The 22,236-nt window shown below is 72.3% G+C and carries 22 protein-coding genes, 2 tRNA genes and 1 pseudogene; 10 read left to right on the forward strand and 15 right to left on the reverse strand.

Going from position 1 to position 22,236, the window contains the following annotated elements:
• The first annotated feature begins 448 nt into the window (after positions 1–448).
• Positions 449–1,129 (forward strand): peptidoglycan-binding protein, encoded by a 681-nt coding sequence (locus SCWH03_RS28710; RefSeq protein ID WP_254076476.1) that lies wholly within the window; start codon positions 449–451, stop codon positions 1,127–1,129.
• Between the two features lie 44 nt (positions 1,130–1,173).
• Positions 1,174–3,366 carry an SPFH domain-containing protein gene (locus SCWH03_RS00675; RefSeq protein ID WP_254076477.1) on the forward strand — a complete coding sequence of 731 codons (2,193 nt, stop codon included), beginning with the start codon at positions 1,174–1,176 and terminating at the stop codon, positions 3,364–3,366.
• Between the two features lie 100 nt (positions 3,367–3,466).
• Here SCWH03_RS00675 and SCWH03_RS00680 read toward each other — a convergent pair.
• The 6 genes from SCWH03_RS00680 to ehuB form a co-directional block, all read right to left on the reverse strand.
• A tRNA-Lys gene (locus SCWH03_RS00680) sits at positions 3,467–3,543 on the reverse strand.
• 131 nt (positions 3,544–3,674) lie between these two features.
• The gene (locus SCWH03_RS00685) at positions 3,675–4,433 is read right to left on the reverse strand and encodes an IclR family transcriptional regulator (RefSeq protein ID WP_173260524.1); all 759 of its coding nucleotides are present in this window, start codon (positions 4,431–4,433) and stop codon (positions 3,675–3,677) included.
• Positions 4,434–4,599: 166 nt separating this feature from the next.
• Positions 4,600–5,367 carry an amino acid ABC transporter ATP-binding protein gene (locus tag SCWH03_RS00690; RefSeq protein WP_173260527.1) on the reverse strand — a complete coding sequence of 256 codons (768 nt, stop codon included), beginning with the start codon at positions 5,365–5,367 and terminating at the stop codon, positions 4,600–4,602.
• The gene (ehuD, locus tag SCWH03_RS00695; protein WP_173260529.1) at positions 5,357–6,007 is read right to left on the reverse strand and encodes an ectoine/hydroxyectoine ABC transporter permease subunit EhuD; all 651 of its coding nucleotides are present in this window, start codon (positions 6,005–6,007) and stop codon (positions 5,357–5,359) included. Before ehuD ends, SCWH03_RS00690 begins: the two co-directional genes overlap by 11 nt.
• A complete protein-coding gene (gene ehuC, locus SCWH03_RS00700) occupies positions 6,004–6,663 on the reverse strand; it encodes an ectoine/hydroxyectoine ABC transporter permease subunit EhuC (RefSeq protein WP_173260531.1) in 660 nt (219 codons plus the stop codon). The genes ehuD and ehuC overlap by 4 nt, the downstream gene beginning before the upstream one ends.
• Positions 6,660–7,553 (reverse strand): ectoine/hydroxyectoine ABC transporter substrate-binding protein EhuB, encoded by an 894-nt coding sequence (gene ehuB, locus SCWH03_RS00705; RefSeq protein WP_173260533.1) that lies wholly within the window; start codon positions 7,551–7,553, stop codon positions 6,660–6,662. The genes ehuC and ehuB overlap by 4 nt, the downstream gene beginning before the upstream one ends.
• A 42-nt stretch (positions 7,554–7,595) precedes the next feature.
• On the opposite strand from ehuB, the gene SCWH03_RS00710 reads away from it, so the two are divergent.
• Positions 7,596–8,087, forward strand: coding sequence for a DUF3830 family protein (locus SCWH03_RS00710; protein ID WP_173260535.1), 492 nt, complete (start codon positions 7,596–7,598; stop codon positions 8,085–8,087).
• Positions 8,088–8,247: 160 nt separating this feature from the next.
• On the opposite strand, the gene SCWH03_RS00715 is transcribed toward SCWH03_RS00710, so the two are convergent.
• Entirely contained in the window at positions 8,248–9,663 is a 1,416-nt protein-coding gene (locus SCWH03_RS00715; protein ID WP_173260537.1) for an amidase, read from the reverse strand.
• Positions 9,653–10,642, reverse strand: coding sequence for a D-2-hydroxyacid dehydrogenase (locus tag SCWH03_RS00720; RefSeq protein ID WP_173260539.1), 990 nt, complete (start codon positions 10,640–10,642; stop codon positions 9,653–9,655). Before SCWH03_RS00720 ends, SCWH03_RS00715 begins: the two co-directional genes overlap by 11 nt.
• Positions 10,643–10,741: 99 nt before the next feature.
• Here SCWH03_RS00720 and SCWH03_RS00725 point away from each other — a divergent pair, with 99 nt between their 5' ends.
• The 3 genes from SCWH03_RS00725 (at position 10,742) to SCWH03_RS00735 (ending at position 13,592) form a co-directional block, all read left to right on the forward strand.
• Positions 10,742–11,584 (forward strand): maleate cis-trans isomerase family protein, encoded by an 843-nt coding sequence (locus tag SCWH03_RS00725; protein WP_173260541.1) that lies wholly within the window; start codon positions 10,742–10,744, stop codon positions 11,582–11,584.
• Positions 11,581–12,348, forward strand: a complete 768-nt coding sequence (locus SCWH03_RS00730; protein ID WP_173260543.1) for a maleate cis-trans isomerase family protein — start codon at positions 11,581–11,583, stop codon at positions 12,346–12,348. The genes SCWH03_RS00725 and SCWH03_RS00730 overlap by 4 nt, the downstream gene beginning before the upstream one ends.
• Before the next feature lie 149 nt (positions 12,349–12,497).
• Entirely contained in the window at positions 12,498–13,592 is a 1,095-nt protein-coding gene (locus SCWH03_RS00735; protein ID WP_173261339.1) for an LLM class flavin-dependent oxidoreductase, read from the forward strand.
• Positions 13,593–13,948: 356 nt separating this feature from the next.
• Here the strand turns inward: SCWH03_RS00735 and SCWH03_RS00740 are convergent, their stop codons facing one another.
• Positions 13,949–15,814 (reverse strand): putative bifunctional diguanylate cyclase/phosphodiesterase, encoded by a 1,866-nt coding sequence (locus SCWH03_RS00740; RefSeq protein WP_173260545.1) that lies wholly within the window; start codon positions 15,812–15,814, stop codon positions 13,949–13,951.
• Positions 15,815–16,099: 285 nt separating this feature from the next.
• Here SCWH03_RS00740 and SCWH03_RS00745 point away from each other — a divergent pair, with 285 nt between their 5' ends.
• Entirely contained in the window at positions 16,100–17,386 is a 1,287-nt protein-coding gene (locus SCWH03_RS00745) for a M6 family metalloprotease domain-containing protein (RefSeq protein ID WP_173260547.1), read from the forward strand.
• Between the two features lie 80 nt (positions 17,387–17,466).
• On the opposite strand, the gene SCWH03_RS00750 is transcribed toward SCWH03_RS00745, so the two are convergent.
• The 6 genes and pseudogenes from SCWH03_RS00750 to SCWH03_RS30045 all read right to left on the reverse strand — a co-directional run bounded on the left by SCWH03_RS00750 (position 17,467) and on the right by SCWH03_RS30045 (position 20,141).
• A tRNA-Lys gene (locus tag SCWH03_RS00750) sits at positions 17,467–17,540 on the reverse strand.
• Complete coding sequence (locus SCWH03_RS00755) at positions 17,531–18,052, reverse strand: hypothetical protein (protein WP_254076516.1); 522 nt, start codon at positions 18,050–18,052, stop codon at positions 17,531–17,533. Before SCWH03_RS00755 ends, SCWH03_RS00750 begins: the two co-directional genes overlap by 10 nt.
• A 257-nt stretch (positions 18,053–18,309) precedes the next feature.
• Entirely contained in the window at positions 18,310–18,669 is a 360-nt protein-coding gene (locus SCWH03_RS00760) for a DUF8844 domain-containing protein (protein WP_173260549.1), read from the reverse strand.
• 521 nt (positions 18,670–19,190) lie between these two features.
• A pseudogene (locus SCWH03_RS28715) lies at positions 19,191–19,484 on the reverse strand (hypothetical protein); the annotation flags it as partial.
• Positions 19,485–19,574: 90 nt separating this feature from the next.
• On the reverse strand, positions 19,575–19,799 hold the full coding sequence (locus SCWH03_RS00765; RefSeq protein ID WP_173260551.1) for a DUF397 domain-containing protein: 225 nt from the start codon (positions 19,797–19,799) through the stop codon (positions 19,575–19,577).
• Positions 19,800–19,904: 105 nt separating this feature from the next.
• Positions 19,905–20,141 (reverse strand): DUF7848 domain-containing protein, encoded by a 237-nt coding sequence (locus tag SCWH03_RS30045; protein WP_443098651.1) that lies wholly within the window; start codon positions 20,139–20,141, stop codon positions 19,905–19,907.
• A gap of 476 nt (positions 20,142–20,617) precedes the next feature.
• Here SCWH03_RS30045 and SCWH03_RS00770 point away from each other — a divergent pair, with 476 nt between their 5' ends.
• The 3 genes from SCWH03_RS00770 to SCWH03_RS00780 are packed head-to-tail and all read left to right on the forward strand — an operon-like array spanning position 20,618 to position 22,222.
• Entirely contained in the window at positions 20,618–20,872 is a 255-nt protein-coding gene (locus tag SCWH03_RS00770) for a hypothetical protein (protein WP_030347680.1), read from the forward strand.
• Complete coding sequence (locus tag SCWH03_RS00775; protein WP_173260553.1) at positions 20,844–21,359, forward strand: DUF6879 family protein; 516 nt, start codon at positions 20,844–20,846, stop codon at positions 21,357–21,359. The genes SCWH03_RS00770 and SCWH03_RS00775 overlap by 29 nt, the downstream gene beginning before the upstream one ends.
• Before the next feature lie 14 nt (positions 21,360–21,373).
• Positions 21,374–22,222 (forward strand): helix-turn-helix domain-containing protein, encoded by an 849-nt coding sequence (locus tag SCWH03_RS00780; RefSeq protein ID WP_173260555.1) that lies wholly within the window; start codon positions 21,374–21,376, stop codon positions 22,220–22,222.
• Positions 22,223–22,236 lie beyond the last annotated feature (14 nt).

Raw genomic sequence — 22,236 nt, forward strand, 5'->3', positions numbered from 1 at the left:
CGGGGGCCACCCGGCCGCACCCGGCGTCCGTCGTGCTCTCGTCCTGGTCACCCTCGCCGGAGCGGTCCTGGGCGGCGGGGGCACGGGAGCGCTCGCCGCTTCCGGTGCGCGGCACTCCCCACCGTCCGCCCCGGAGGCGGCGGCACCGCGGGCCGCGCCGCCCGCGCCGCGGCCGGGCCGGGCGGACGCCCGCGCGCAGCAGGATCGGCCGCAGCGGTCGCGGACCTCAGCCGGGGCGCGGTCGCGGGCCGAACCCGCGGGGGCGGATCGCGCGGGAGGCGGCCCCGCAGGCGTGACGGACCGTGCCGCCGCGGAGGGCCCCCGGACCGGTGAGCCGGCCGGGGCCGCTCGCGAGCCGGACCCCGACCCGGCCACGTGGCAGGGCAGCCGGGAACCGCTGCACGGTGGACCCCCCGCCGGGCCCGCCGGAACCGCCGGCCTGCGCACCATGGCCCGATCCGACATCATGAGCCGGGCGAAGCGCTGGGTGAACGCAAAGGTCCCGTACTCCATGAGCAGGTACTGGGCGGACGGCTACCGGCAGGACTGCTCGGGTTACGTCTCCATGGCCTGGCACCTTCCGGGCAACGAATGGACGGGCAGCCTGGCCCGGTTCGGAACGCGCATCGCACACCAGGATCTGCAGCCCGGCGACATCCTGCTCTTCCACAACGCGGACGATCCGTCGCAGGGCTCCCATGTGACGGTCTTCGGGGGCTGGGCGGACGACACGCACACGAAGTACGTCGCGTACGAGCAGACCAGGCCGCACACCCGCCGACAGATCACGCCCCTGGCCTACTGGAGCAACTCCGGCCAGTACGAGGCCTACCGCTACAAGGCGCTCAAGGACGTGGGTCCGGGGGACGCGCGACTCACGGGAGACGGGGAAACCGGGTTCCCCGGCGCGGAGGTCTTCGGGCCCGGCGAGGACAACGCGTACGTCATGCAGCTCGGCGGACTGCTGGCAGGGTACGGCTTCGACGTCGGCGGCACCGACGATCCGGGGTCGCGCTGGGGGGAGGGGCACCGGCAGGCCACCCGGGCGTTCCAGCACGCCCAGGGCTGGCGCGGCGCGGCGGCAGACGGCTACCCGGGCCCCGAGACCTGGCAGCGGCTCTTCTCATGACCCACCCGTCCGATGTGCACCGACCCCGCGAGGAGGCGACCGCGGTGAACCCGACAACCCCCTACTCCGAGGACCCACCGGGTCCTCCCCTGACGCTCGGCCGGCTGACCTCGGCCCCGGCGGCCATTCGCGGTGTGGGGCTCCCCGCCGCGGGCGTCACGGCCGCCGGCCCGCCCCTGCCCGCCGCCCCCGCCGGCCCACGGACCGATGTCGCGTCCGCCGCCGCACCCGACGTGCCGGGCGCCGGCTCGGGGAACGCCGCCGACCCGCTCGGCGCCCATGGCGCTCCCGGCCCCGTCGACGGGTACGGCCTCCTCAACCCGGCCGGTGCTCCCGCCCGGGCCGGTACCGCCCGTCCCCTCGGTACCCCTGACGCACACGCCGCCGCCGACCGCCTCGCCGCGCCCACCCCGCCCGGCGCCGGTGAGGCGCACGCTTCCCGGGCCGCGTACGACGGCACCGCACGCGGCGCGTCCACGGGGGCCGGACTGCCGGCCTCGGACCAGGAGACCCCCGTCGGCGGCGGGTCCGCCTCGGACTCCTGGGCGGACGGTGCTGCCCGGCCCGGCTCCACCGCGGCCGTTCGCGGCGCGGCCGGCGCCCCCACGGCAGGTGCCGCGGAGGCAGCACCCGTTCCGCCTGTTGCGCCCGTTTCCGCCGTTCCCGCCGCGCCCACCCCGCCCGCCGCGCCCACCCCGCCCGCCGCGCCCGAGGCGGGTCCCCCCTCGACGGGTGCCGGCGCGACGGGTCCCGGTCCGGCCGGTACCCCCCCGGACACCCCGTCCGGTACCGAAGGGACGGAAGGCTGGACGAAGAGCGGTGCGAGGGGCGGGACGGAGCGGAGCGGTGTGCGCGACGGCGGGCCCGCGACCCAGCGCCTCGAGCGGCAGTTCAGCGGCGCGGGCGGTCGCCGGACGGTCGTCATCGGCACCGAGGCCACCGGGGCCATCCCCGTCCATCTGCTCTATCGCGACGCCGTCGCCTCCGCCGGAGCGGGCACCCAGGGCGCGGCGGAGAAGGCCGGTGCGGGCAGGCGGAAGGAGGCGGCCGAAGGCGCGGGCACCGCCCGCCCGCACAACGGAACATCCGTGCCGGCCGGCCCCGCGGGCGCCACCGGCCCCGCGTGGCTCAAGGACCGCCGGAGCGGCCCGGGTGCGGACAGCCCGGGCGCGGACGGGCCGGGCGGGGACGCCGACGGCGACGGCGGGCCTGACACCATCGCCATGCCCCCGGTGGCACTCCCCGTCGGGCGCGGCTCCACGCGGCGCACCGGCCGGCCCGGCCGGCGGGCCGCACCCCCGCCCGACCCCAGGCTGACGGAGCGGCCCGGCCCGGTTCTGCCCGGCTGGGCGGCTCTGCTCGCAGGGGCCCTCTCCCTTGTCGGCTGCGCGGCCGTGCTGCACTGGGCGGGAGCCTTCCCGCCCGAGGTGACCACGTTCTTCGGACTGGGCGAACGGCCCTACGTCGGAATCGGGTTCGTGCACTGGGCGCTGCTCGCCGTGTCCCTCACCGTCGCCTTGTTCACGTTCGGCGGGCTGGCCCGCGGCAAGGCGGGTCATGCGTGGGTGCTGACGCTGTACGGGGAGTACCGCGGCACCGTCCGCCGCAGCGGTCTGCTGTGGGTGAGCCCGCTGCTGCTCCGCAGGCGGGTGGACGTACGGCTCCGGCACTGGCGCAGCGATCCCATGCCGTCGGTAGACGCCGACGGGACCGCGCTCGAAGCGGTCGTCCTCGTGGTGTGGCGGGTCAGGGACACGGCCAGGGCCGTACTCGGGCTCGCGGACCACGAGGCGTATCTGCGGGAGCAGGTGGAGGCCGCCCTGTCCCGTGTGTTCTCCCGGCTTCCCGCCGACGCCTCGGGCCCGCCCGCGGGCCGGGGCCGCTCACTCGACGTGCGTCCCGAGCTCCGCAATGCCGAGGCCGTCGGCGACGCCCTGACGAAGACGCTCGCGGCCGAGTGCGCCCCGGTCGGGATCGACGTCTTCTCGGCGCAGCCGACGCGGATCGGGTACGCGCCCGAGGTGGCCGCGGCCATGCGCCGCCGCCGGGTGGCGGTCCTGGAGGCCGAGCGGCGCGTCACCATGCTCGGCTCGGTGGTCGACGCGGTGGACGACACGGTGCGGCGGCTGACGCTGCGGGGTCTGGTGGATTTCGACGACGATGAGCGCAAGGCCCTGGTCAGGGACCTGACGGTGGCGTTCTGCACGGCGAGGACGAGCGGCGCGGAGACTCCCTGACGGGACCGGCCGTGTTCCTGCCGCTGTCACGGCCGGCGAGCTGGGCCGGGACCGGAAGCGGTCCGAGGGGCCCTCGCGACTGCGAGGGCCCCTCGGGAGGTGGTGCGCCGCCAGGGACTCGAACCCCGGACCCGCTGATTAAGAGTCAGCTGCTCTAACCAACTGAGCTAGCGGCGCGGGCTGCCGTCTCCGCCGCTCTCGGCGGCTGACGACGAACGTCATCCTACCCGGTCCCAGGGGGTGCTCCCGACCCCCGGGCGGCCGGGAGCACATCGTCTCGCCGGTCCGGGGACTCCCGGCCGGGCCGGTCAGAGGGTCAGCGACAGCACCACCGGAGCCGCCCGGCGGTTCAGGGTGTCGGCCGCGGCGCGCAGCCGGTGGGCGTGCTCGATGGGGAGGGAGAGCGCCAGACAGCCCACGGCGGAACCGGCCGTCAGCGGTACCGCCGCGCAGACGGTGCCCACCGCGTACTCCTGGAGGTCGAGCACCGGGACCGTGGGCGGCTGGGCGTCCAGCTTCGAGAAGAGGATCTTCTCGTTGGTGATCGTCCTGGAGGTGAGCCGGGCGATCCTGTGGCGGGCGAGGTGGTCGCGGCGGCCGTTCTGGTCGAGCTGGGTCAGCAGGCACTTGCCGACCGCGCTGGCGTGCGCCGCCGAGCGGAAGTCGACCCACTCGTTGACCTTGGGGGTGCGGGGGCCGTCCGCGAACTGGGTGATCTTGACCTCGCCGTCGATATAGCGGCTGATGTAGACGGCCGCGCCGACCGAGTCGCGCAGCTCGCCGAGCGTGTCCTGGAGCTTGTGCTCCAGGGCCTCGCGCCGGCTCCCGCCGGAGGCCAGCAGGATCAGGGAGTCGCCGGTCACATACGCCCCGTCCGCCACCTGCTCCACATAGCCCTCGCGGCGGAGCATCAGCAGCAGGGGAGTGAGATGGCCGGTCGGCAGCCCGGTCTCGCGGGCTATCTGGACATCGGTCACTCCTCTGCCGTGCCGGGAGATCGTCTCCAGGACACGCAGGGCGTACTGCACCGAGTGGAACGGCGCGGTCGGCTCGGGCTTCAGCGCCACGGTTTCCCCCTACCAGGTTGTGACCGCAAGCTTCCGTACCACGATAGCCGCCAAGGACCTTCCGGCGGGCAGCCGTTGGCGAGAAATGTGCGCGCCCCGGGCGCGGGGCCCGGGGCGCACGGCCTCGGCACATGCCGGCGTCACCGATGATGCCCGGAATGAGAGGTCAGAGCACCGCGCCCAGGAACTCGCGGGTACGGGCGTTCTCGGGTTCGGAGAACATCTTCTCCGGGGGCCCGGACTCGATGACCTTCCCTGCGTCGAACATCAGGACCTCGTCGGAGATGTCCCGGGCGAAGTTCATCTCGTGCGTCACGCAGAGCATGGTGATGTCGGTGGTGCGGGCGATGTCCCGGAGGACGTCGAGCACCCCCGCGACCAGCTCCGGGTCGAGCGCCGACGTCACCTCGTCCAGCAGCAGCACCCGCGGCCGCATCGCGAGCGCCCGGGCGATGGCCACCCGCTGCTGCTGGCCGCCCGACAGCTGGGAGGGCCGCGCGCCGGCACGGTCGGCGAGGCCGACCAGGTCCAGCAGCCCGCGGGCACGCTCCTCCGCCTCGTCCCCGGAGAGCCCGAGCACCCGCACCGGGGCCTCGGTGATGTTGCGCAGCACGGTCATGTTGGGGAAGAGGTTGAACTGCTGGAAGACCATGCCGATCCTCTTGCGGACCTCTCTTCGCTGCCGCTCGTCGGCCGGGAACAGCCGGCCCCCGTCGACGTCGATGGTGCCCGAGTCGGGCATCGTCAGCGTCATCAGCAGGCGCAGGATGGTCGTCTTCCCGGACCCGGAGGGCCCGATCAGCGTGACGTGCTTGCCCGGGCGGACCGAGAAGCACAGGTCGTCCAGGACGGTGTTGTCCCCGAAGCGCTTGGTGACGTTGGTGAAGCGGATGAGTTCGTCGTTCGGCACGGTGTGGCCGGTGTCAGCGGGCAAGGCGGCGCTCCAGGGTCCGTACGAGCAGGGATGCCGGATAGGCGATGAGGATGAAGGCGATGCCGACGACCGTCAGCGGCTCCGTGTACTGGAAGGTCGCCGCGCTCTCCAGCCGGGACTGCTGGAGCATCTCCAGCACGCCGATACCGGCCAGCAGCGGGGTGTCCTTGAGCATCGCGATGACGTAGTTGCCGAGGGCGGGCGCGATCCGGCGGACCGCCTGCGGCAGGATCACGGCGGTCCAGGTCCGGTGGGCGGGCAGGCTCAGCGCCGTCGCCGCCTCCCACTGCCCGGCCGGCACGGCGTCGATGCCGGCCCGGTAGACCTGCGCGGTGTAGGTCGAGTAGTGCAGCCCGATCGCGAGCGTGCCGGTGGCGAGGGCGGAGAACTGCACCCCCCACTCCGGCAGGACGAAGAACAGGAAGAACAGCTGCACCAGCAGCGGGGTGTTCCGGATGAACTCGGTGACGAGCCCCACGGGCCAGCGCACGAAGCGCGACTCGGAGCGCAGCGCCAGTGCCCAGACCAGGCCGAGCGTGAAGGACAGCAGCGAGCCGAGTACCAGGATCTGCAGCGTGACGAGCACGCCGTCCCAGAAGCGCGGCATGAAGTCCGCGACCGCGGACCAGTCCCAGGTCACTTGACCGCCACCCCCAGGTTCGCCTTGGTCTTCCGTTCCAGCGCCTTCATCGAGCGGGTGATGAGGAACGCGAGCACGAAGTAGATCACCAGTGTGACGGTGTAGATCTGGGCGGTCTCCTGGGTGGCCAGCCGCACCAGGTAGGCCGCGAACGACACGTCGCCCACACCCAGCAGCGACACCAGCGCCGTGCCCTTGAGCAGTTCGACCGCCAGGTTGCCGAAGGACGGGATCATCTCCGGCACGGCCTGCGGCAGCATGATCAGCCGCATCCGCTGCCAGGGGGTGAAGCTGAGCGCGACACCGGCCTCCTGCTGGGCCGGCGCGACGGCGTTCAGCGCGCCGCGCACGATCTCCGCGCCGTACGCGCCGTAGGACAGGCCGAGCGCGAGCACTGCCGCCCACATGGGCACCAGCTGCCAGCCCAGCAGCGGTGGCAGGACGAAGAACAGCCAGAACATCAGCACCAGCGCCGACGTCCCGCGGAACACCTCGGTGTAGAAGGCCGCGGCGAAGCGGACGGCCTTCGAACGGTGCGTTCTGGCCATGCCGACGCCGAACGCCACGGCGGTGGCCAGCGCGGCGCTGTAGAGGGTGAGCTGGACGGTGATCCAGATGCCCGGGAGTACCCAGTTCTGCCAGAGTCCGGACGTCATCGGCACAGCTCCTTCGCCGTGAGCTCGGTCATCTCGGCCTCCGTGAAGCCGAACCGGCTCAGGATGCGGAAGAGCTCGCCGCTCCGCTTCATCTTGTGGATCTCGGCGTTGAAGGCGTCCCGCAGTTCGGCGTCCGTCTTCCGGAAGGCGAACCCGCCGCCGTCGATCTTCTCCTTGCCGTCGACGATCGCCGCGAACGGCTTGGTGGCCTCGGCTTTCCGGCTCTTGCGCACCACCTGCCGGGTGGTGAGCGCGGTCCCGGCGAAGACGTCCACGCGCCCGGACTCGACGGCGTTGAGTCCGGCCACCTGGTCCTGGAGGATGACGATGTCCTTCTCGGGGTATCCGGCCGCCACGGCGTAGCCGATCTCGGCGTAACCGGTTCCCGTGGCGAACCTCGCCTTGGTCCGCACCACGTCCCGGTAGTCGTGCAGCTCCTTCGGATTGCCCTTGGCCACGATGAAGGCGTCGAGCATCTGGTACTCGGGATCGGAGAAGAGGACCTGTGCGCAGCGTTCCCTGTTGATGTACATCCCGGCGGAAACGACGTCGAACTGCTGCGAGTTGAGGCCGGGTATCAGGGAGGCGAAGTCGGTCGCCACGGGCTGCACGTTCGCCACCCCGAGCCGCTGGAAGACCACCTTGGCGAGCTCCGGGGCCTCTCCGGTGAACTCGCCCTGCTCGTCGATGTAGCCGTACGGCACCTCGCCCGCGATGCCGAGCCGCACCGTGCCCTGGGATCTCAGCCGGGCCAGCCCGTCGCCGGAGGGGACCCGTGCGCAGCCCGCCGCTCCGGCGGCGCCGGCCGCACCGAGCGCGCCGGCGGTCCCCAGCAGCAGACTTCGTCTGCGTACCGCGTGTCTGGTCTCTGGTGCCGTGTCTGGAGCCATGGCGGCGCGGCTACCCGGGCTCAGGCGGGGTATGCCTGGGCAATGGCCGATCGATTCATCGAAGTCTCCCTCACCCGGCGCAAAGTGCGCTGCACCGCACGGCTCCTGGACGACCGGGCGCCCCTGACCTGCCAGGCCGTATGGGACGCGCTGCCGCTCGGGGGCGACGTCTACCACGCCAAGTACGCACGCAACGAGATCTACGCCCTGTTCCCCGCGTTCGCCGACCGGGAGCCACCGCTGGAGAACCCGACGGTGACACCGATCCCGGGCGACCTGTGCTATTTCACCTTCAGCGGCACCGAACTGGGGACGGCGGCGTACGGGTACGACCGGGACCTGTCCCGGCCGGTGACCGTGGACCTCGCACTCTTCTACGAACGCAACAACCTGCTGCTCAACGGCGACACGGGCTGGGTACCGGGCATCGTGTGGGGCCAGGTGGTCGACGGCCTCGACCGGATGGCCGGCGCCTGCCAGGACCTGTGGCGCGCGGGCGCGCTCGGCGAGGCGCTGTCGTTCCGGCGGGTGTGACCCGGAGGGGCCCGTGCCCAGCGCTCGTACGGGTCGGCTGCCGGAGTGCCTGTTCCGGCACACGGGGCTGGGGGCCGTTCGACGGCACCGGGGCATCGGCTCCGGCTCCGGCTCCGGCTCCGGCCCCGGAGCCGGGGTCCGCCTGCCGTCCGGCGGCTCGTCACCCGGTGGACGGCGGCGGTACGGCCGCCGCGCCCGACACATAGAGCGCGTGCGCCGCGCGCAGCACCAGGGCGTCCGCGTGGCGGGGGCCGACCAGCTGGACCCCCACCGGCAGACCGTCCTCATCCACCCCGCACGGCACCGTCGCCGCCGGCTGCTGGGTGAGGTTGAACGGGTAGGTGAACGGGGTCCAGCCCGTCCAGCGGCGATGCGCCGAGCCCCCCGGCACCTCCGCGCCCGCCTCGAAGGCGGTGACCGGCAGCGTCGGTGTGACCAGCAGGTCGTACCCGGTGTGGAACCTTCCCAGCCGGCGTCCGAGGTCCATCCGGGCGTCGACGGCGGCGAGGTAGTCGAGTGCCGAGGCGCGCTCCCCCTCGGCGCAGACCTCCCGCAGCCCCGGGTCCAGCAGCTCCCGCTGCTCCCCGCCGAAGTGCTGCACCAGGCGTGCCGCCCCGGTGAACCACAGGGTGTGGAAGGTGTCCACCGGGTCGGCGATGTCCGGATCGGCCTCTTCGATGTACGCGCCCAGCCCGGCCAGCCGGCCCACCGCGGCGCGCACCGCGGACGCCACCGCAGGACGGACCGCCACCTGGCCGCCGAAGGACGGGGAGAACGCGATCCGCAGCCCCTTGACCCCCTCCGCCAGGCCGTCGGCCGCGGGCGGTGCGGGCGCCGCCTGCGACCAGTCCCGCCAGTCCGGGCCGCTGACCGCGTCCAGCAGCAGGGCCGCGTCGGCGGCGTCCCGGGCCATCGGCCCGGCGTGCGCCAGTGTGCCGAAGGGGCTCGACGGATAGAGCGGGATCCGGCCGTACGTCGGCTTCAGCCCGAAGATCCCGCAGAACGACGCGGGGATGCGCACCGAGCCCCCACCGTCGGTCCCGATCGACAGCGGGGCCGCACCCAGTGCCACCGCCGCCGCGCTCCCGCCGCTGGACCCGCCCGCCGTGCGGGAGGGGTCGTACGGATTGCGGGTCACCCCGGTCAGCGGGGAGTCCGTGACGCCCTTCCAGCCGAACTCCGGGGTCGTCGTCTTGCCGACGAGCACCGCGCCCTGCTCCCGCAGCCTCGCCACGGCCGGGGCGTCCTCGTCCCAGGCGGAGGCGTCCGGACGGACCGCCCGTGAGCCCCGCAGCGTCGGCCCTCCGGCCTGCAGGAAGATGTCCTTGACCGTGACGGGCACGCCGTCGAGCGGTCCGAGCGGCTCCTTTCTGCGGCGGCGCTCGGTGGCCGCCGCAGCCTGCTCGAGCGCCTGCTCGCCGTCGATCCGGACGAACGCGTTGGTCAGGCGCTGCGCCGCCTCGGCCCGGTCGAGGACCGCGCGGACCGCCTCCAGCGGGGAGAAGTCGCCGCGCCGGTAGCCGGCGATGAGGCGGCGTGCGGTCAGGGCGCTCAGGTCGTTCGGCTCAGGAGCCATGGGAGTCAGGGGGGTCATGGGAGTCTTGGGAGTCATGGGAGGGGACGTACCCACGTTTCTTGTCGACCACGTTCGGCAGCGGCTTTCCGGCCGACCAGAGGTCGAACAGTTCGACGAACTGCTCGCCCAGCCGATCGCGCCAGCCGACGGTGTCCCCGCTCATGTGCGGCGAGAGGATCAGGCCGGGAACGTCCCACAGCGGACTGTCCGGCCCCAGCGGCTCCTCCTCGAAGACGTCCAGGGCGGCCCCCGCGATCCGCCGTCCGGCGAGCGCCGAGACCAGCTCCTCCTCGACCACCAGCGCGCCCCGCCCGACGTTGACGAAGCGGGCCGTCGGGCGCATCAGGGAGAACCTCCGGGCGCCGAACATGCCCCGGGTGGCGTCCGTCAGCGGGGCCGCGCACACGACCCAGTCGGCGCGGGCGAGCAGCCCGTCCAGTTCGTCGGCGCCGTGCACCCCCGTGCGGGCACTGCGCCCGGTGACGGCGACCTCCAGGCCGAGGGCCCGCAGCGTGCGGGCGATCGCCAGCCCGATCGGCCCGGCGCCGGCCACGACCGCCCGGCTGCCGGCCACCGGCAGGGACTCGCGGTGCTGCCACCTCCGCTGCCGCTGGAGTTCCAGGGTGCCCGGCAGGTCCTTGGCCATCGTGAGGACCAGGGCGGCCACGTACTCGGCGATGGGCTGCTCGAAGATCCCCCGGGCGTTGGTCAGGACCGTGTCGGAGGCCGAGAACTCGGGGCAGAGCAGCCGGTCGACGCCGGCGCTCGGGGTGTGCACCCAGCGCGGCCGGGGGCCGCGTCCCGGCCAGGCCAGACGCACCGCGTCGGAGGTGAAGTCCCACACCAGCAGGGCGTCGGCTCCGGGAAGTGCCCTGGCCAGCGAGCCGGCGTCGGCGTAGCGGACGTCGGCGCGTCCGGTGAGGCTGCCGAGCCGAGGCGGAGGGTCTGCTTCCAGTACGAGGAGAACCGGTAGTGACATCGTGCGGAAACCGTTTCTGAACGTCTGAGATGTACGGATTGACCCACGCTCGCACCCGAACCTACCGTCGTCAACAAGACGTAAATGAGGGGGCCTGTGATGGATGTGTCCCTCGCGGTTTCGCTTCAGGGCGGCCCCGACCCGCAGCGCGGGATCGGGGTGGTCGCCCCGTTCGACTTCGCACTCGACCGGGAGCTGTGGCGTTGGGTGCCCGACGGCGTCTCACTGCGGCTGACCCGGACCCCGTTCGTGCCCGTCGAGGTCTCGCTCGACCTGGCCCGGCTGGTCAGCGAGCACGAGACCCTCGGTGAGGCGGTCCGTGCGCTGGCCGCCTCCGAACCGGAGGTCGTCGCCTACGCCTGCACCAGCGGCAGTTTCGTCGGCGGGGTGGCGGGCGAGCGGGCGATGTGCGAGGCGATGACCGCGGCGGGGGACGTCGCCTCGGTGACCACCTCGGGCGCCCTGCTGGAAGCCCTGGAGGAGCTGGGCGCCCGCAGGGTCGCGATCGTCACGCCGTACACGGAGTCGGTCACCAGGTCGCTGGAGGAGTACCTGGCCGAGGCGGGGGTAGCCGTCACGGGCCGTGCCTTTCTCGGACTGACCCGGCACATCTGGAAGGTGCCGTACCGGTCGGTGGTGGACATGGCCCGCCAGGCCGTGGTGGGCGCGGCGGACGCCCTCTTCATCAGCTGCACCAACCTGCCGACGTACGACGCGATACCCCAGCTGGAGGCGGAGCTGCGCATGCCGGTGCTCTCCGCGAACCAGGTCACGATGTGGGCGGCGCTGCGCAGGATCGGCGTGTACGCCGTCGGCTCCTACCAGGCCCTGCTGATCCGGACCGCCGGTCCGCACGAGGAGCCGCCGCCCCCGCCGGCTCCCCCCGTGCCGCCGGCCGTGCCGCCCGTCGCCCAGCCGGAGGAACAGGAAGGATGGACATGACGACCGTCGGACTCCTCTACCCGGGGCACTCGGCCGAGGACGACTACCCCAGGATCGAGTTCCTGCTCGACAGCGACATCAGGCTGCCCGTCTTCCACACCGACATCGGCGAGGACGCGCACCGTCAGGACGCGCTGATCGAGATGGGGGCCGCGGACCGGCTCGCGGCGGGTGTGGAGCAACTGCGGCTGGCCGGCGCCGAGTCCGTCGTGTGGGCCTGTACCAGCGGCAGCTTCGTCCGGGGCCGGGACGGCGCCCGGCGGCAGGTCCGCGAGCTCGCGCGGGCCGCGGGACTGCCGGCGTCGAGCACCTCCTTCGCCTTCGTCCACGCGGCCGAGGCGCTGGGCGTGAGCCGGGTGGCGGTCGCGGCCACCTACCCCGGCGATGTGACCGGGCTCTTCGAGAAGTTCCTGCGGACGGCGGGCATCGAGGTCGTCGCGGCCAGGGCGAGCGGCATCATCACGGCCGCCGAGGTCGGCACCTGGGAGCGCGGGCAGCTGCTGGAACTCGCCTCGGCCGGGGACGACCCGCGGGCGGAGGCGGTGCTGATGCCGGACACCGCGCTGCACACGGCCGCCCATCTCCGGGAGCTGGAGGAGGCCCTCGGCAAGCCCGTCCTCACGGCCAACCAGGTGACCGTGTGGGAGGGCCTGCGGCTGGCCGGGCGGCGGGCGTGGGCGGACGGCCTCGGGACCCTGTTCGGCCGTCCCGGCCAGGGACCGGAAGGCGGGCGGACACCGCCACCCGCACGCGCCGCGGAATAAACGGAGACTGCCTCCTGTTGTGTCCGGGGACACGCACCGCAACGCAGGAGGCACCTCTCGTGGACACGCCGGACGCAGCGAACACGCCGGACGCACCGCAGGCCCCGGACGCCGCGAACACACCGGACGCAGCGCGCCGACCCGACGGGATCCGCGGACCGGCGCAGGGCGGCGCCCCCGTGCCGCTGTCCGTACTCGACCTGGTCACCGTCGGCAGCGGCAGCACCGCCCGCCAGGCACTGCGCACCAGCGTGGAACTCGCCCGACTCGCCGAGCGGCGCGGCTACCACCGGCACTGGGTGGCCGAGCACCACGCGATGCCCGGTGTCGCCTCGTCGTCCCCGGCCGTGATCCTCGCCCATCTCGCCGCCCACACCGAGCGCATCCGCCTCGGCTCCGGCGGCGTCATGCTGCCCAACCACGCCCCGCTGGTGATCGCCGAGCAGTTCGGCACCCTGGAGGCCCTGGCGCCGGGACGGGTCGACCTGGGCCTCGGCCGCGCCCCCGGGACCGACGGTGCCACCGCGGCCGCGCTGCGCCGCACCGACCGAAGGGGGCCGAAGGCCGGAGGGGAAGGCGCGGACGACTTCCCCGAGCAACTCGCCGAGCTGGTCCGCTTCCTCGACGACGACTTCCCGGACGGCCACCCCTACGCCCGGATCCACGCCGTCCCCGGCCCGGTGCAGGCCACCGTTCCCGGCGGGGTCCAGTCCGCTGCCCGGCCCCCCGTCTGGCTGCTGGGCTCCTCCGGCTTCAGCGCCCGGCTCGCCGGAGCACTCGGCCTGCCGTTCGCCTTCGCCCACCACTTCGCCGCCCGCAGCACCGTGCCCGCGCTGGAGCTGTACCGGGACTCCTTCCGCCCCTCGCCGGTCCTGGACGCGCCCTACGCCCTGATCGCCGTCGCCGCGCTCGCCTCCGAGGACGCCCGGGAGGCACGCCGCCAGGCGATGACCGGAGCGCTGGCGATGCTGCGGCTGACCACGGGGCGGCCGGGGCTGATCCCGGCGCCCGAGGAGGCCGAGGCGTACGGCCTCGGCCCGATGGAGCGGGAGTTCGTGGCCGGCCGGCTGGCCGACATCGTCCACGGCACGCCCGACGAGGTGCGCGCCGGCCTCGACGAGCTGCAGAAGCGCACCGGGGCCGACGAGTTGATGATCACGGCCAACATCCACGGCGGCGGGGCCCGGCTGCGCTCCTACGAGCTGATCGCGGACGCGTACGGGTTGCCCGGCCAGGGCCGGTGAGCCGTCGGCGGTGCCTGCCTGCCGGCCGGTGCCGCGGCGGCGGTGCTGCCCGGTCGGCACCGCCGGATCGCCGGTGGTGAGGTACTCCCTGCCCGGCCGGAGGCGGGGCCGTGACTGCCGTGCCGCTCCCGGGTGGGCCCGTCCGGCAGGCGGACCGGTCCGTCGGCCGGCGCTCCGGCGCTCCGCTTCGCGCGCCGCGCTCCGTGCTCGCACACCGGGTGCTCCTCACCGGCCCTCCCGGGCCCGCGCCCACTCGGCAGCCGGGGCGGGGCGGTCGAGCGGGAGCGCCGCACCGGCTGCCGGAGCGCGACCGAACCGGTTCGCGGGGCGCGGCGGTCGCGCCGCGGCGCCGGGCATCAGACCGTGAGCGGGCTGGTCCCGATCATCCCGGCGATCCGGTCCGGCGCCACCGCGCGCGAGTACAGCCAGCCCTGACCCGTGTCGCAGCCGATGCGGCGCAGCCGCTCCGCCTGGCCCGAGGTCTCGACGCACTCGGCGGTGACCGTCAGGCCGAGCCGGTGGGCCAGCTCGACCATGGCCTCGACGATCGTCTCGTCGGCGGGGTTCGGGTGCGTCCCGTCGTCGTAGCGGAAGCCGCGGACGAACGATCCGTCGAGCTTCAGCACGGACACCGGAAGGCGGCTGAGATAGGCGAGATTGGAGTAGCCCGTTCCGAAGTCGTCGATCGCGATCCGCACGCCCATGTCGCTCAGCGCCTGGAGCACCCGCAGCGGGCGCCCCGCCGAGCCCATCACCGCGGACTCGGTGAGTTCCAGTTGCAGCAGGTGCGGCGCGAGGCCCGTCTCGTGGAGGATCCCTGCCACGTCGGCGACCAGGTCGGAGTCCCACAGCTGGCGCACGGCGACGTTGACGCTGACGAAGAGCGGGTGATCCGCCGGGTGTCCGAGCTCCCAGGCGCGGGCCTGCCGGCAGGCGGTGCGCAGGATCCACCGGCCGAGCTGGACGATCGACCCGTCCTCCTCGGCGATGCCGATGAACCGATTCGGTGCGAGTGTGCCGAACTGGGGGTGCCGCCAGCGCACCAGTGCCTCCACGCCCCGGACCGCGCCGTCCGCCATGCACACCAGCGGCTGGTACTCCAGCGTGAACTCCTCGCGCTCCACCGCCGGTCTGAGCATGGACGAGAGTGCCTGACGGGTCATCCGGTGGGCGTTGCGCTCCGGGTCGAAGAACGTCCAGCGGGCCTTGCCGTCCGCCTTCGCCCAGTACAGCGTCGTGTCCGCGTCCTGCATCAGCCCGGTGGCGGTGGTGCCGTCCGCCGCGCGCTCCACCACCCCGATCGAGGCCGAGACGGACAGCCGCTGCCCCGACAGGTCGAACGGCTGCTGGAGCGCGGCCAGCAGGGACCCGGCCAGATCGGCGAGCTGCTCCGTACCGGTGGAGTCCTCGACCAGGACGGCGAACTCGTCGCCGCCGAGCCGGGCCACCAGATGGGTGCCGCCGCGGGCCCGGCCGTCCCGTTCCGCGCATTCGGCCAGCCGGGACGCCACCGCGGTGAGCAGCCGGTCGCCCATGCGGTGGCCGAGGGTGTCGTTGACCGCCTTGAAGCCGTCGAGGTCGAGGTAGCACAACCCGATCCGGCCCGTGCCGCCGTGGCCGTGCGGGGAGGAGCCGAGGGCGCCGCTGAGCCGTTCGAAGAACAGGGTCCGGTTGGGCAGCCGGGTCACCGGGTCGTACATCTGCAGGTGCCGCAGCCGCGCCTGGAGCTCGCGGCGGTCGGTGATGTCGGCGGCCGAGAGCAGCAGCCGGCGGCAGCCGGGGACGGGAGTGACCGTCACCTCGGCCCAGACGGTGCGCCCGTCCGCGTGGTTGAGGCGGCGGGTGCAGCGCAGGCGCGGGTTCCGCCCGCTCAGCACCTCGCCGTAGGCGCGCAGGGAAAGGCCGTCCGAGGCGAGGTCGACGAGATCGGCGGCCGGCCGGGAGCGGAGGGCGTCCGGTTCGGTGCCGAGCAGCGCAGCGAGCGCGTCGTTCGCGGATACGACGAGGCCCTCGTGGTCGACGAGGGCCATGGCGAGCTCCGAGGCGTTGAACGCGGCGCGGTAGTCGGCGAGTTGTTGTTCGGCCCCCCGGCCGGGTCGGGATCGGACGGCCCCCGCGGGGCCGGATGGGGCCGCCATGTGCTGACTCTCCGTGACCAGTGGAGGGGCGCCCCCCGGTGTCGCGACGGTCGCGGGGCCCCGTCCTTCCGTGTGTGCGCTCACCGCTCGCTCCCGCAGTGCAGTCGTGTCGTCCGGCCCGTTCCGGGGCCGGAAACTCGGGAAAGTGTGCCGATCATAGAGGCTGGCCGGGTGGTCGTTCCAGCGTCCGGCCGGCCATCGGGGGCGTCGAGAGGTCCGGACCGATCGTTTCTGCACGACTGGGGATCAGGCCGGGGCTCTCGTGACCGGTTGTGACTTCCTGCCGATCACCGGGGTGTCGGGGGCTGCTCACCCGACCGGCGCAGCGGAACAGTGCGAATCATCATAAAAGCCCACAAGCTGGGTGGGATGTCCCGCATTCCGCAGCCGGAGGTCCACGTGGAGGGTCAGCAGGCGCTGGAGGATTCACCCAAAGGAGTGGAGCGGTCGAGTCTGCGCGCCGGCGCCGCGGCCTTCACCTCCCTGGTGGCCCTCGCTGCGACCACCTTCGCCGCCGGCCCCGCCTCCGCCGACCCCTCCCCGCGCGGCTGCGCACTGGCCAGGACCGCGGCGCACCATTCGCTGGGACTGGACAGCTGGAACTCCGCCTACCCCCGGCCCGACCGGGCCGTCGACGCCGTCATGGTCTTCCTGTCCTTCCCCGACTCCACCCCCCTGACGACGCCGGACGACCTGGTCGCCGACCACTTCCCCGCGACCAGCGACTTCTTCCGCAACGCCTCGTATGGAAGGTTCCTGCTCCGCCCGCACCCCGTGCGCCGGTGGATCCGGATGCCGAGGCCGTCGACCGAGTACCGCATAAAGCGGGACTGGGACGCCGGGCTGCGGGCCGCCTACCTGAGGGACGCGGTCTCCGTCGTGGACCCCCTGGTGGACTTCTCCCGCTACGACGTCATCTATCTGGTCGCCGACCCGGACGCCCCCGGCGTGGACTCCGACGCGACGAAGGTGGTCAATTTCGAGCGGGCGACGCAGGCCGACGGCGCCGAGCTGAAGCGGGCCGTCACGGTGTTCGAGCGGCACCCTCCGGACCGCCATGTCCTGGCGCATGAGACCGGGCACGTCTTCGACCTGCCGGACCTCTACCACCGGCCCGCGGACGGCAAGGGCGACTGGGACACCCACGTGGGGGACTGGGACGTGATGGGCAGCCAGTTCGGGCTGGCCCCCGAGCTCCTCGGGTGGCACAAGTGGAAGCTGGGATGGCTGGACGAGAGCCAGGTCCGGTGCGTCACCGGGCCCGCCGACCGGGTGCTCGAGCTGGAGCCGCTGGCGGCGGCCCCCGTGCCCGGGCGCCCCGAGGGCACCAGGCTCGCGGTCGTCAGGACCGGGCAGCACAGCGCGCTGGCCATCGAGGCCCGCGGCGCAACGGGCAATGACCGGGACACCTGCAGGGAGGGCGTGCTGCTTTACCGGGTGAGGAACGAGCAGGCGTCCGGCGCCGGCCCGGTCGAGGTGATCGACACCCATCCGGGGAGCGGGGCGTGCTGGGGCCGCTCGGTCTATCCGCAGCTGGCGGACGCACCGCTCGGCGTGGGGGAGTCCTTCACCGTCCCGGGCGAGCGGGTGCGGGTCGAGGTGGCGGACCGCGCCCGGACGGGAGCGTGGAAGATCAAGATCACGCCGGTGCGGTGAGCCGCTGCGTGCGAGGCGGTGCGAGGCGGTGCGAGGCGACGAGAAAGCCCCCCGCTTGCGCGAGGGGCCTTCTCCGTCTGTGCGCCGCCAGGGACTCGAACCCCGGACCCGCTGATTAAGAGTCAGCTGCTCTAACCAACTGAGCTAGCGGCGCCCGCTGACGTCGTAGACCTTAGCATCCTGGTCGGCGGGAGGAAAAATCGATATACGCACCGTCGCAGCCGAAGGGGTGCGGGCCGCCCGCACACAGGCCCAGAGCAGGACCTCGGGCCCCGGGAGCCACGGGTGCCGGGTGTCGGGAGCGACGATCCACCGGGGCCCGGCGCCGCCCGGTGGCGCCGGGCCGAGCGGTGGAACGGTGATCGCGTCGCCCGTGCCGTGGCAGAGCAGGGGCGGCACGGCGCCGCTCCACTCCTCCCACTTCAGCAGGCTCGGCAGCCGCTGGGCCGTGCCCGGGGCGGCGAACAGCAGCGTCCGGCCCCGGTGGTAGGCGGCCGGCCCCGACCCCGGGCCCTGCGACCACAGCCGGTCCAGCATCCGCCGCCCGAACATCGCGGGGACGTTCACCACGTCGAAGACGCCCCCGCCGCAGGGCACGGCGAAGGGTCCGGACGGCCGTGACTCCCGCGGGGCCGGTGCGGACCGCGGATCCGCGCCGACGGACATGAGCCAGTCCGCGCCGGGCGCGGTGATCCGGGAGGTGTGGTGCGCTCCGTCCCCCCTCGGGGAGGCCAGGAGGTCCCGCCGCCGCTCCTCATGGAGGTCGGGACTGCGCCTGGCGGCGCTGGTGTCGTCTCGCGGCCGATTGCCCATGAGGACCATGTGTACGCGGAGTAATCGTCGGCTTTCTGTGAGTTGCCGAAAGCGGGGACAGGGGGCGGCAGGAGGGGGTACCCTGCCCTGCCGCCGCCGGAGGGTGACACCTACGGCCGGGGCGCGGGCCTCGGGTCGGGCCCCCGCAGCAGATCGCGGCCGAAGTCGATCATGCGCTTGGCGTAGTCCTCGCTCCACTCCGCCCTGCGCGCGATCTCCGCCGGTGTCAGCCGGTCGAAGCGGCGCGGGTCGGCGAGCTGCGCGGCGGCGATCGCCTGGTACTCCAGGGCCCGGTCCGTCGCGGCCTGGAACGCCTGGCTGAGTTCCGTCGCACGGGAAAGCAGCTCCCGGGGGTCCTCGATCGACTCCAGATCGAAGAAGTGCTCCGGATCGGAGGCAACCTCCGCAGGCTCGAAGAGCAGCGGCGAAGGCCGTACCCGCCGCTCGCTCCACTCCGACGACTCCGCCATGCGCGTCTCCTCCTCGTGCTTCCGGACCACCCCATTGTCCCGCCCCGCACAAGGGGGCGGGTCCCGGCGGCACGGTCCCGCCGTCCCGCGCCGGCACCCGGCACCCGGGGTGTCCTCGTGCGCCGAGCCCGGCGCGGTCACTTGTTCACCTTCTGTCGGCGATCCGTAGGGCAGCTCCTGCGGCCATGAGTGCCAGACCCAGAATGAGGATGGGGAAGCCAGGGCCCGGAAGGACGAACATGAGAGCTCCGGCCACGGTGGCTACAGCGCCGACCGACATCAGTGCGACGCCGGCAGAGGATCTGGGCACACGGGTCTCCTACTGGTGCGGTTTGAAGGGAGAGGGTGGCTGCCCGGCCCGGTGGGCCAGGCAGCCGGTGATGATCAGTAACCCCAGTAGATCCTCGACGAATAGACGTAGATCCTTCGGTGGGTCGTCGTCCACCATGAAGTCTCGGAGAAACTGAAGTTGGTGTACGTCTTCCGGTAGGTGATCCTGTCCTGGTATTGGGTCGTGTAGACCGAGGGGCGTGCTCGGCCAGCCGCTCACCGAGCCAGGCCGCGGCTTCCTTGGCCTCCTCCCAGGTGCCGCGAACGAGAGATCGGGGCTTGATGAGCCAGTACGCCGTTTCGATCGGCGGAAGATCGGCGGTGGGGAACTCTACGACCACGTCCCGGTAGCGCTTGAGTAGCCGCTCTGCCTGTACGTCCTGATCGGAAACCGGTGTCGGCGGAGGCTCAGGGTGCGGTGGTCGTCGTAGGGCCTCGTTGTCGAAACGCTCTTTCGGGCCGGTCCACAGCGTGATGGTGCACAGTCGTTCCCGTTCGGTGTTGGCGGTCGTGGGACCAACCGGCCCCGGTCCTGTGGAGGGGTGGGCCGGGGACCGGTTGGGGAGGGCGGAGGATCAGACGTTCAGGCCGAACCGCGCCGGATCGATTCCGGCCGCGTCCAGTTCCTCCGTGGTGAACCGCAGCGGATGCGCGTCCGGCCGCTTGCTGTCACCGAGGGCCCAGGCGTCGTCGCCGATGCGGGCCAGGGTCACGCACCCCTCGGTGCAGGGACCGTCGCACGCCTGGACGAACGAAGCCCCGCTGATGTCTAGCCCGTACAGATCACTTCCGTTCAGCATCACTGCACCTTCCTGCTCAACTAATCGCGGTCATGACTGACCACCGCCGCACCGCCGCCCATGCTGGGTGGGAGTTCGGGTCCCCCCACAACTGCGGCAGGGGCTCTACGCGGCGCGGACGACCATGGCGAACGAGGTCCTGATGCGTCGGAAACCGGCATGACCGGACCGGCCCGTGTGGCTCATGCACTCCACATCGACGGATGCCGAGTCAGTGGAAGGCGTGGCCGTCCACTTGCAGTGCAGACATGCGGCCTCGAAGGTGACGTCTGTGTCGTGTCGGGGTGCTCGGTATTCCTGTGCATTACGTACCGCATGGCCGCTCTGATGCTCACAGCCCACCCCTACGGCTCCGCGCGTTGGCCTCTGCGACCCTGCCGCTCAGTCCCCCTGTCGGCCTAATGGGCGGGGCCTTGAAGCCAGGACACTTCGCGCTCCCGCACTCGCATCGGGGCCAGTGCAAGGCCGAACTGGGGGCCAGGTCTGCGCCCTCGGGGCCAGGGGCGTGCTTCTGCACCATGAGCACGCCGTCTACGCCGAATGCTCCGGAGAGGCGGGAGAGGAACTGTCGGGCCTCACTGCTGCCCAGACGATCAGCCGCTTCGGTGTCCTGCGCCTTGCTCTCGCCCATCGCACCGCACCCTCCCGATCGATTCCGCGTGGATGTGCCGACGGTAGGAAGTGGCGAGTGTCGGGCTCCACAAACTTGCATGAGCTTGCACAGCAACTGGCATGCCCGATAGCGCTATTGACGCTGTCTCCACAGTTCAATGAAGCTGATGCAAGCCCGAGCAAGCACCTAGACCAGGGAGCCAGCCATGGCCGTAGAGTTCATTGGAATCGACCCCGACACGGACCGGGACCACTGCCCCACCGTGTGGGCGGACGCGGAAGCTCAGGAGATCCTGTTGCAGGGGTGGAAGCCGAGCACCGAGACTCAGGCGGAGTGCGAGGCGAGCAGCCCCGCGAACGGCTCGGTACCCGACAGCGAAGCCATCGTGAGGATTCCGGCCCGGATGATCCCGATGATCAGGGAGGCGTGTGATGCCGTCGAGCGTGCCCAGCTTCGCTGAGCTGCTTGGCCAGTGCGAGCGGTCCGCCGTTCACCTGGAGCTGCGTGACTCCTACGCCACAACGGATCGGTTCGAGGCATGGAAGCGGGGCGAACGGATCAACTGGGAGGACCGCGAATCCTGGTGGCACTCCTACGATCAGTTGATCATGGACACCGTGGCCCGGGGCGTGGCGATCCGTCGGGCCCGGGTGGTCTCCGAGCCTGTATCGGACTACATCCGTTGGGAGCACTACGTCACCCGCGCCAACGTCACAGCGGGTGAGGAAGTGCGGTGGTTGCCACGGCGACGGGCTACGACCATCGCCCTGCCGGGCAATGACTTCTGGCTCTTCGATGGCGCCCTGCTGCGGGTGCACCACTTCTCAGGTGATGGAGTGGTGGTGGAAGACGAGATCACGGCGGACCCGGAAGCCGTGAAGCTGTGCTCCGCCGCCTTCGAAGCGGTCTGGGAGCGAGCGATCCCGCACCACCTGTACGAGATCTGACGAAAGCCGGCTCCATGCCCCCACACCCCTCCTCACGCGTTCAGAAGGCCCGTGAAGAACTGGCCGGCCGTCTGCGTGAGATCCGGAAGGACGCGGGGATCAGCGGGCGGGAGCTGGCCGTCAGGTGCGGCTGGTCAGAGTCAAAGTCATCCCGGATCGAGAACGCCAAAACCCCTCCCTCCGATGCGGACATCAAAGCCTGGTGCCGAGCCTGCGCTGCTGATGACCAAGCCCCCGACCTGATCGCAGCCAACAGACAGTCCGCAGATGCTCATGTGCAGTGGAGGCGACTCCAGCGAAGCGGTCTCCGTCGATTGCAGGAGTCCACCGGTGATCTGTACCAACAAACAAAGATATTCAGGGTCTACGTCTCCGATGTGATCCCCGGATTCCTCCAGACACCCGGATACGCCGCCGCTCTGCTGTCCTCCATCGCTCACTTCCGGGGGACTCCGGACGACGTGAGCGATGCCGTGGCGGCCCGTATGAGGCGTAACGAGGTGCTCGGCAACGGTGCACGCCGGTTCTCGTTCGTGCTGGAGGAGTCGGTGTTGCGGTACCGGCTGTGCAGCGCGGAGACCATGGCGGCACAGCTTGGTCATCTGCTCGGGGTCATGGATCTCCAGAACGTTGCCGTGGGGCTCATCCCGTTCTCAGCTCAACGAGCCGTGTGGACCATGCCCACCTTCACGATCTTCGACGACGCCAGGGTGCACGCGGACACTCTGGACGCTGCCGCCACCCTCACGCAGCCCAGCCAGGTAGCGCTGTACAGCCGAGCCTTCGAACGGCTGTCCCAGGAAGCCGTCAGGGGAGCGGCTGCACGTGCTCTCATAGCGGGGGCGTTGGCGTCCCTGGACTGACTGCCTGTGCGTCA

Origin of the sequence: Streptomyces pacificus, from assembly GCF_011766325.1 — a bacterium.
In the GTDB taxonomy this organism is placed as follows: Bacteria; Actinomycetota; Actinomycetes; order Streptomycetales; family Streptomycetaceae; genus Streptomyces; species Streptomyces pacificus.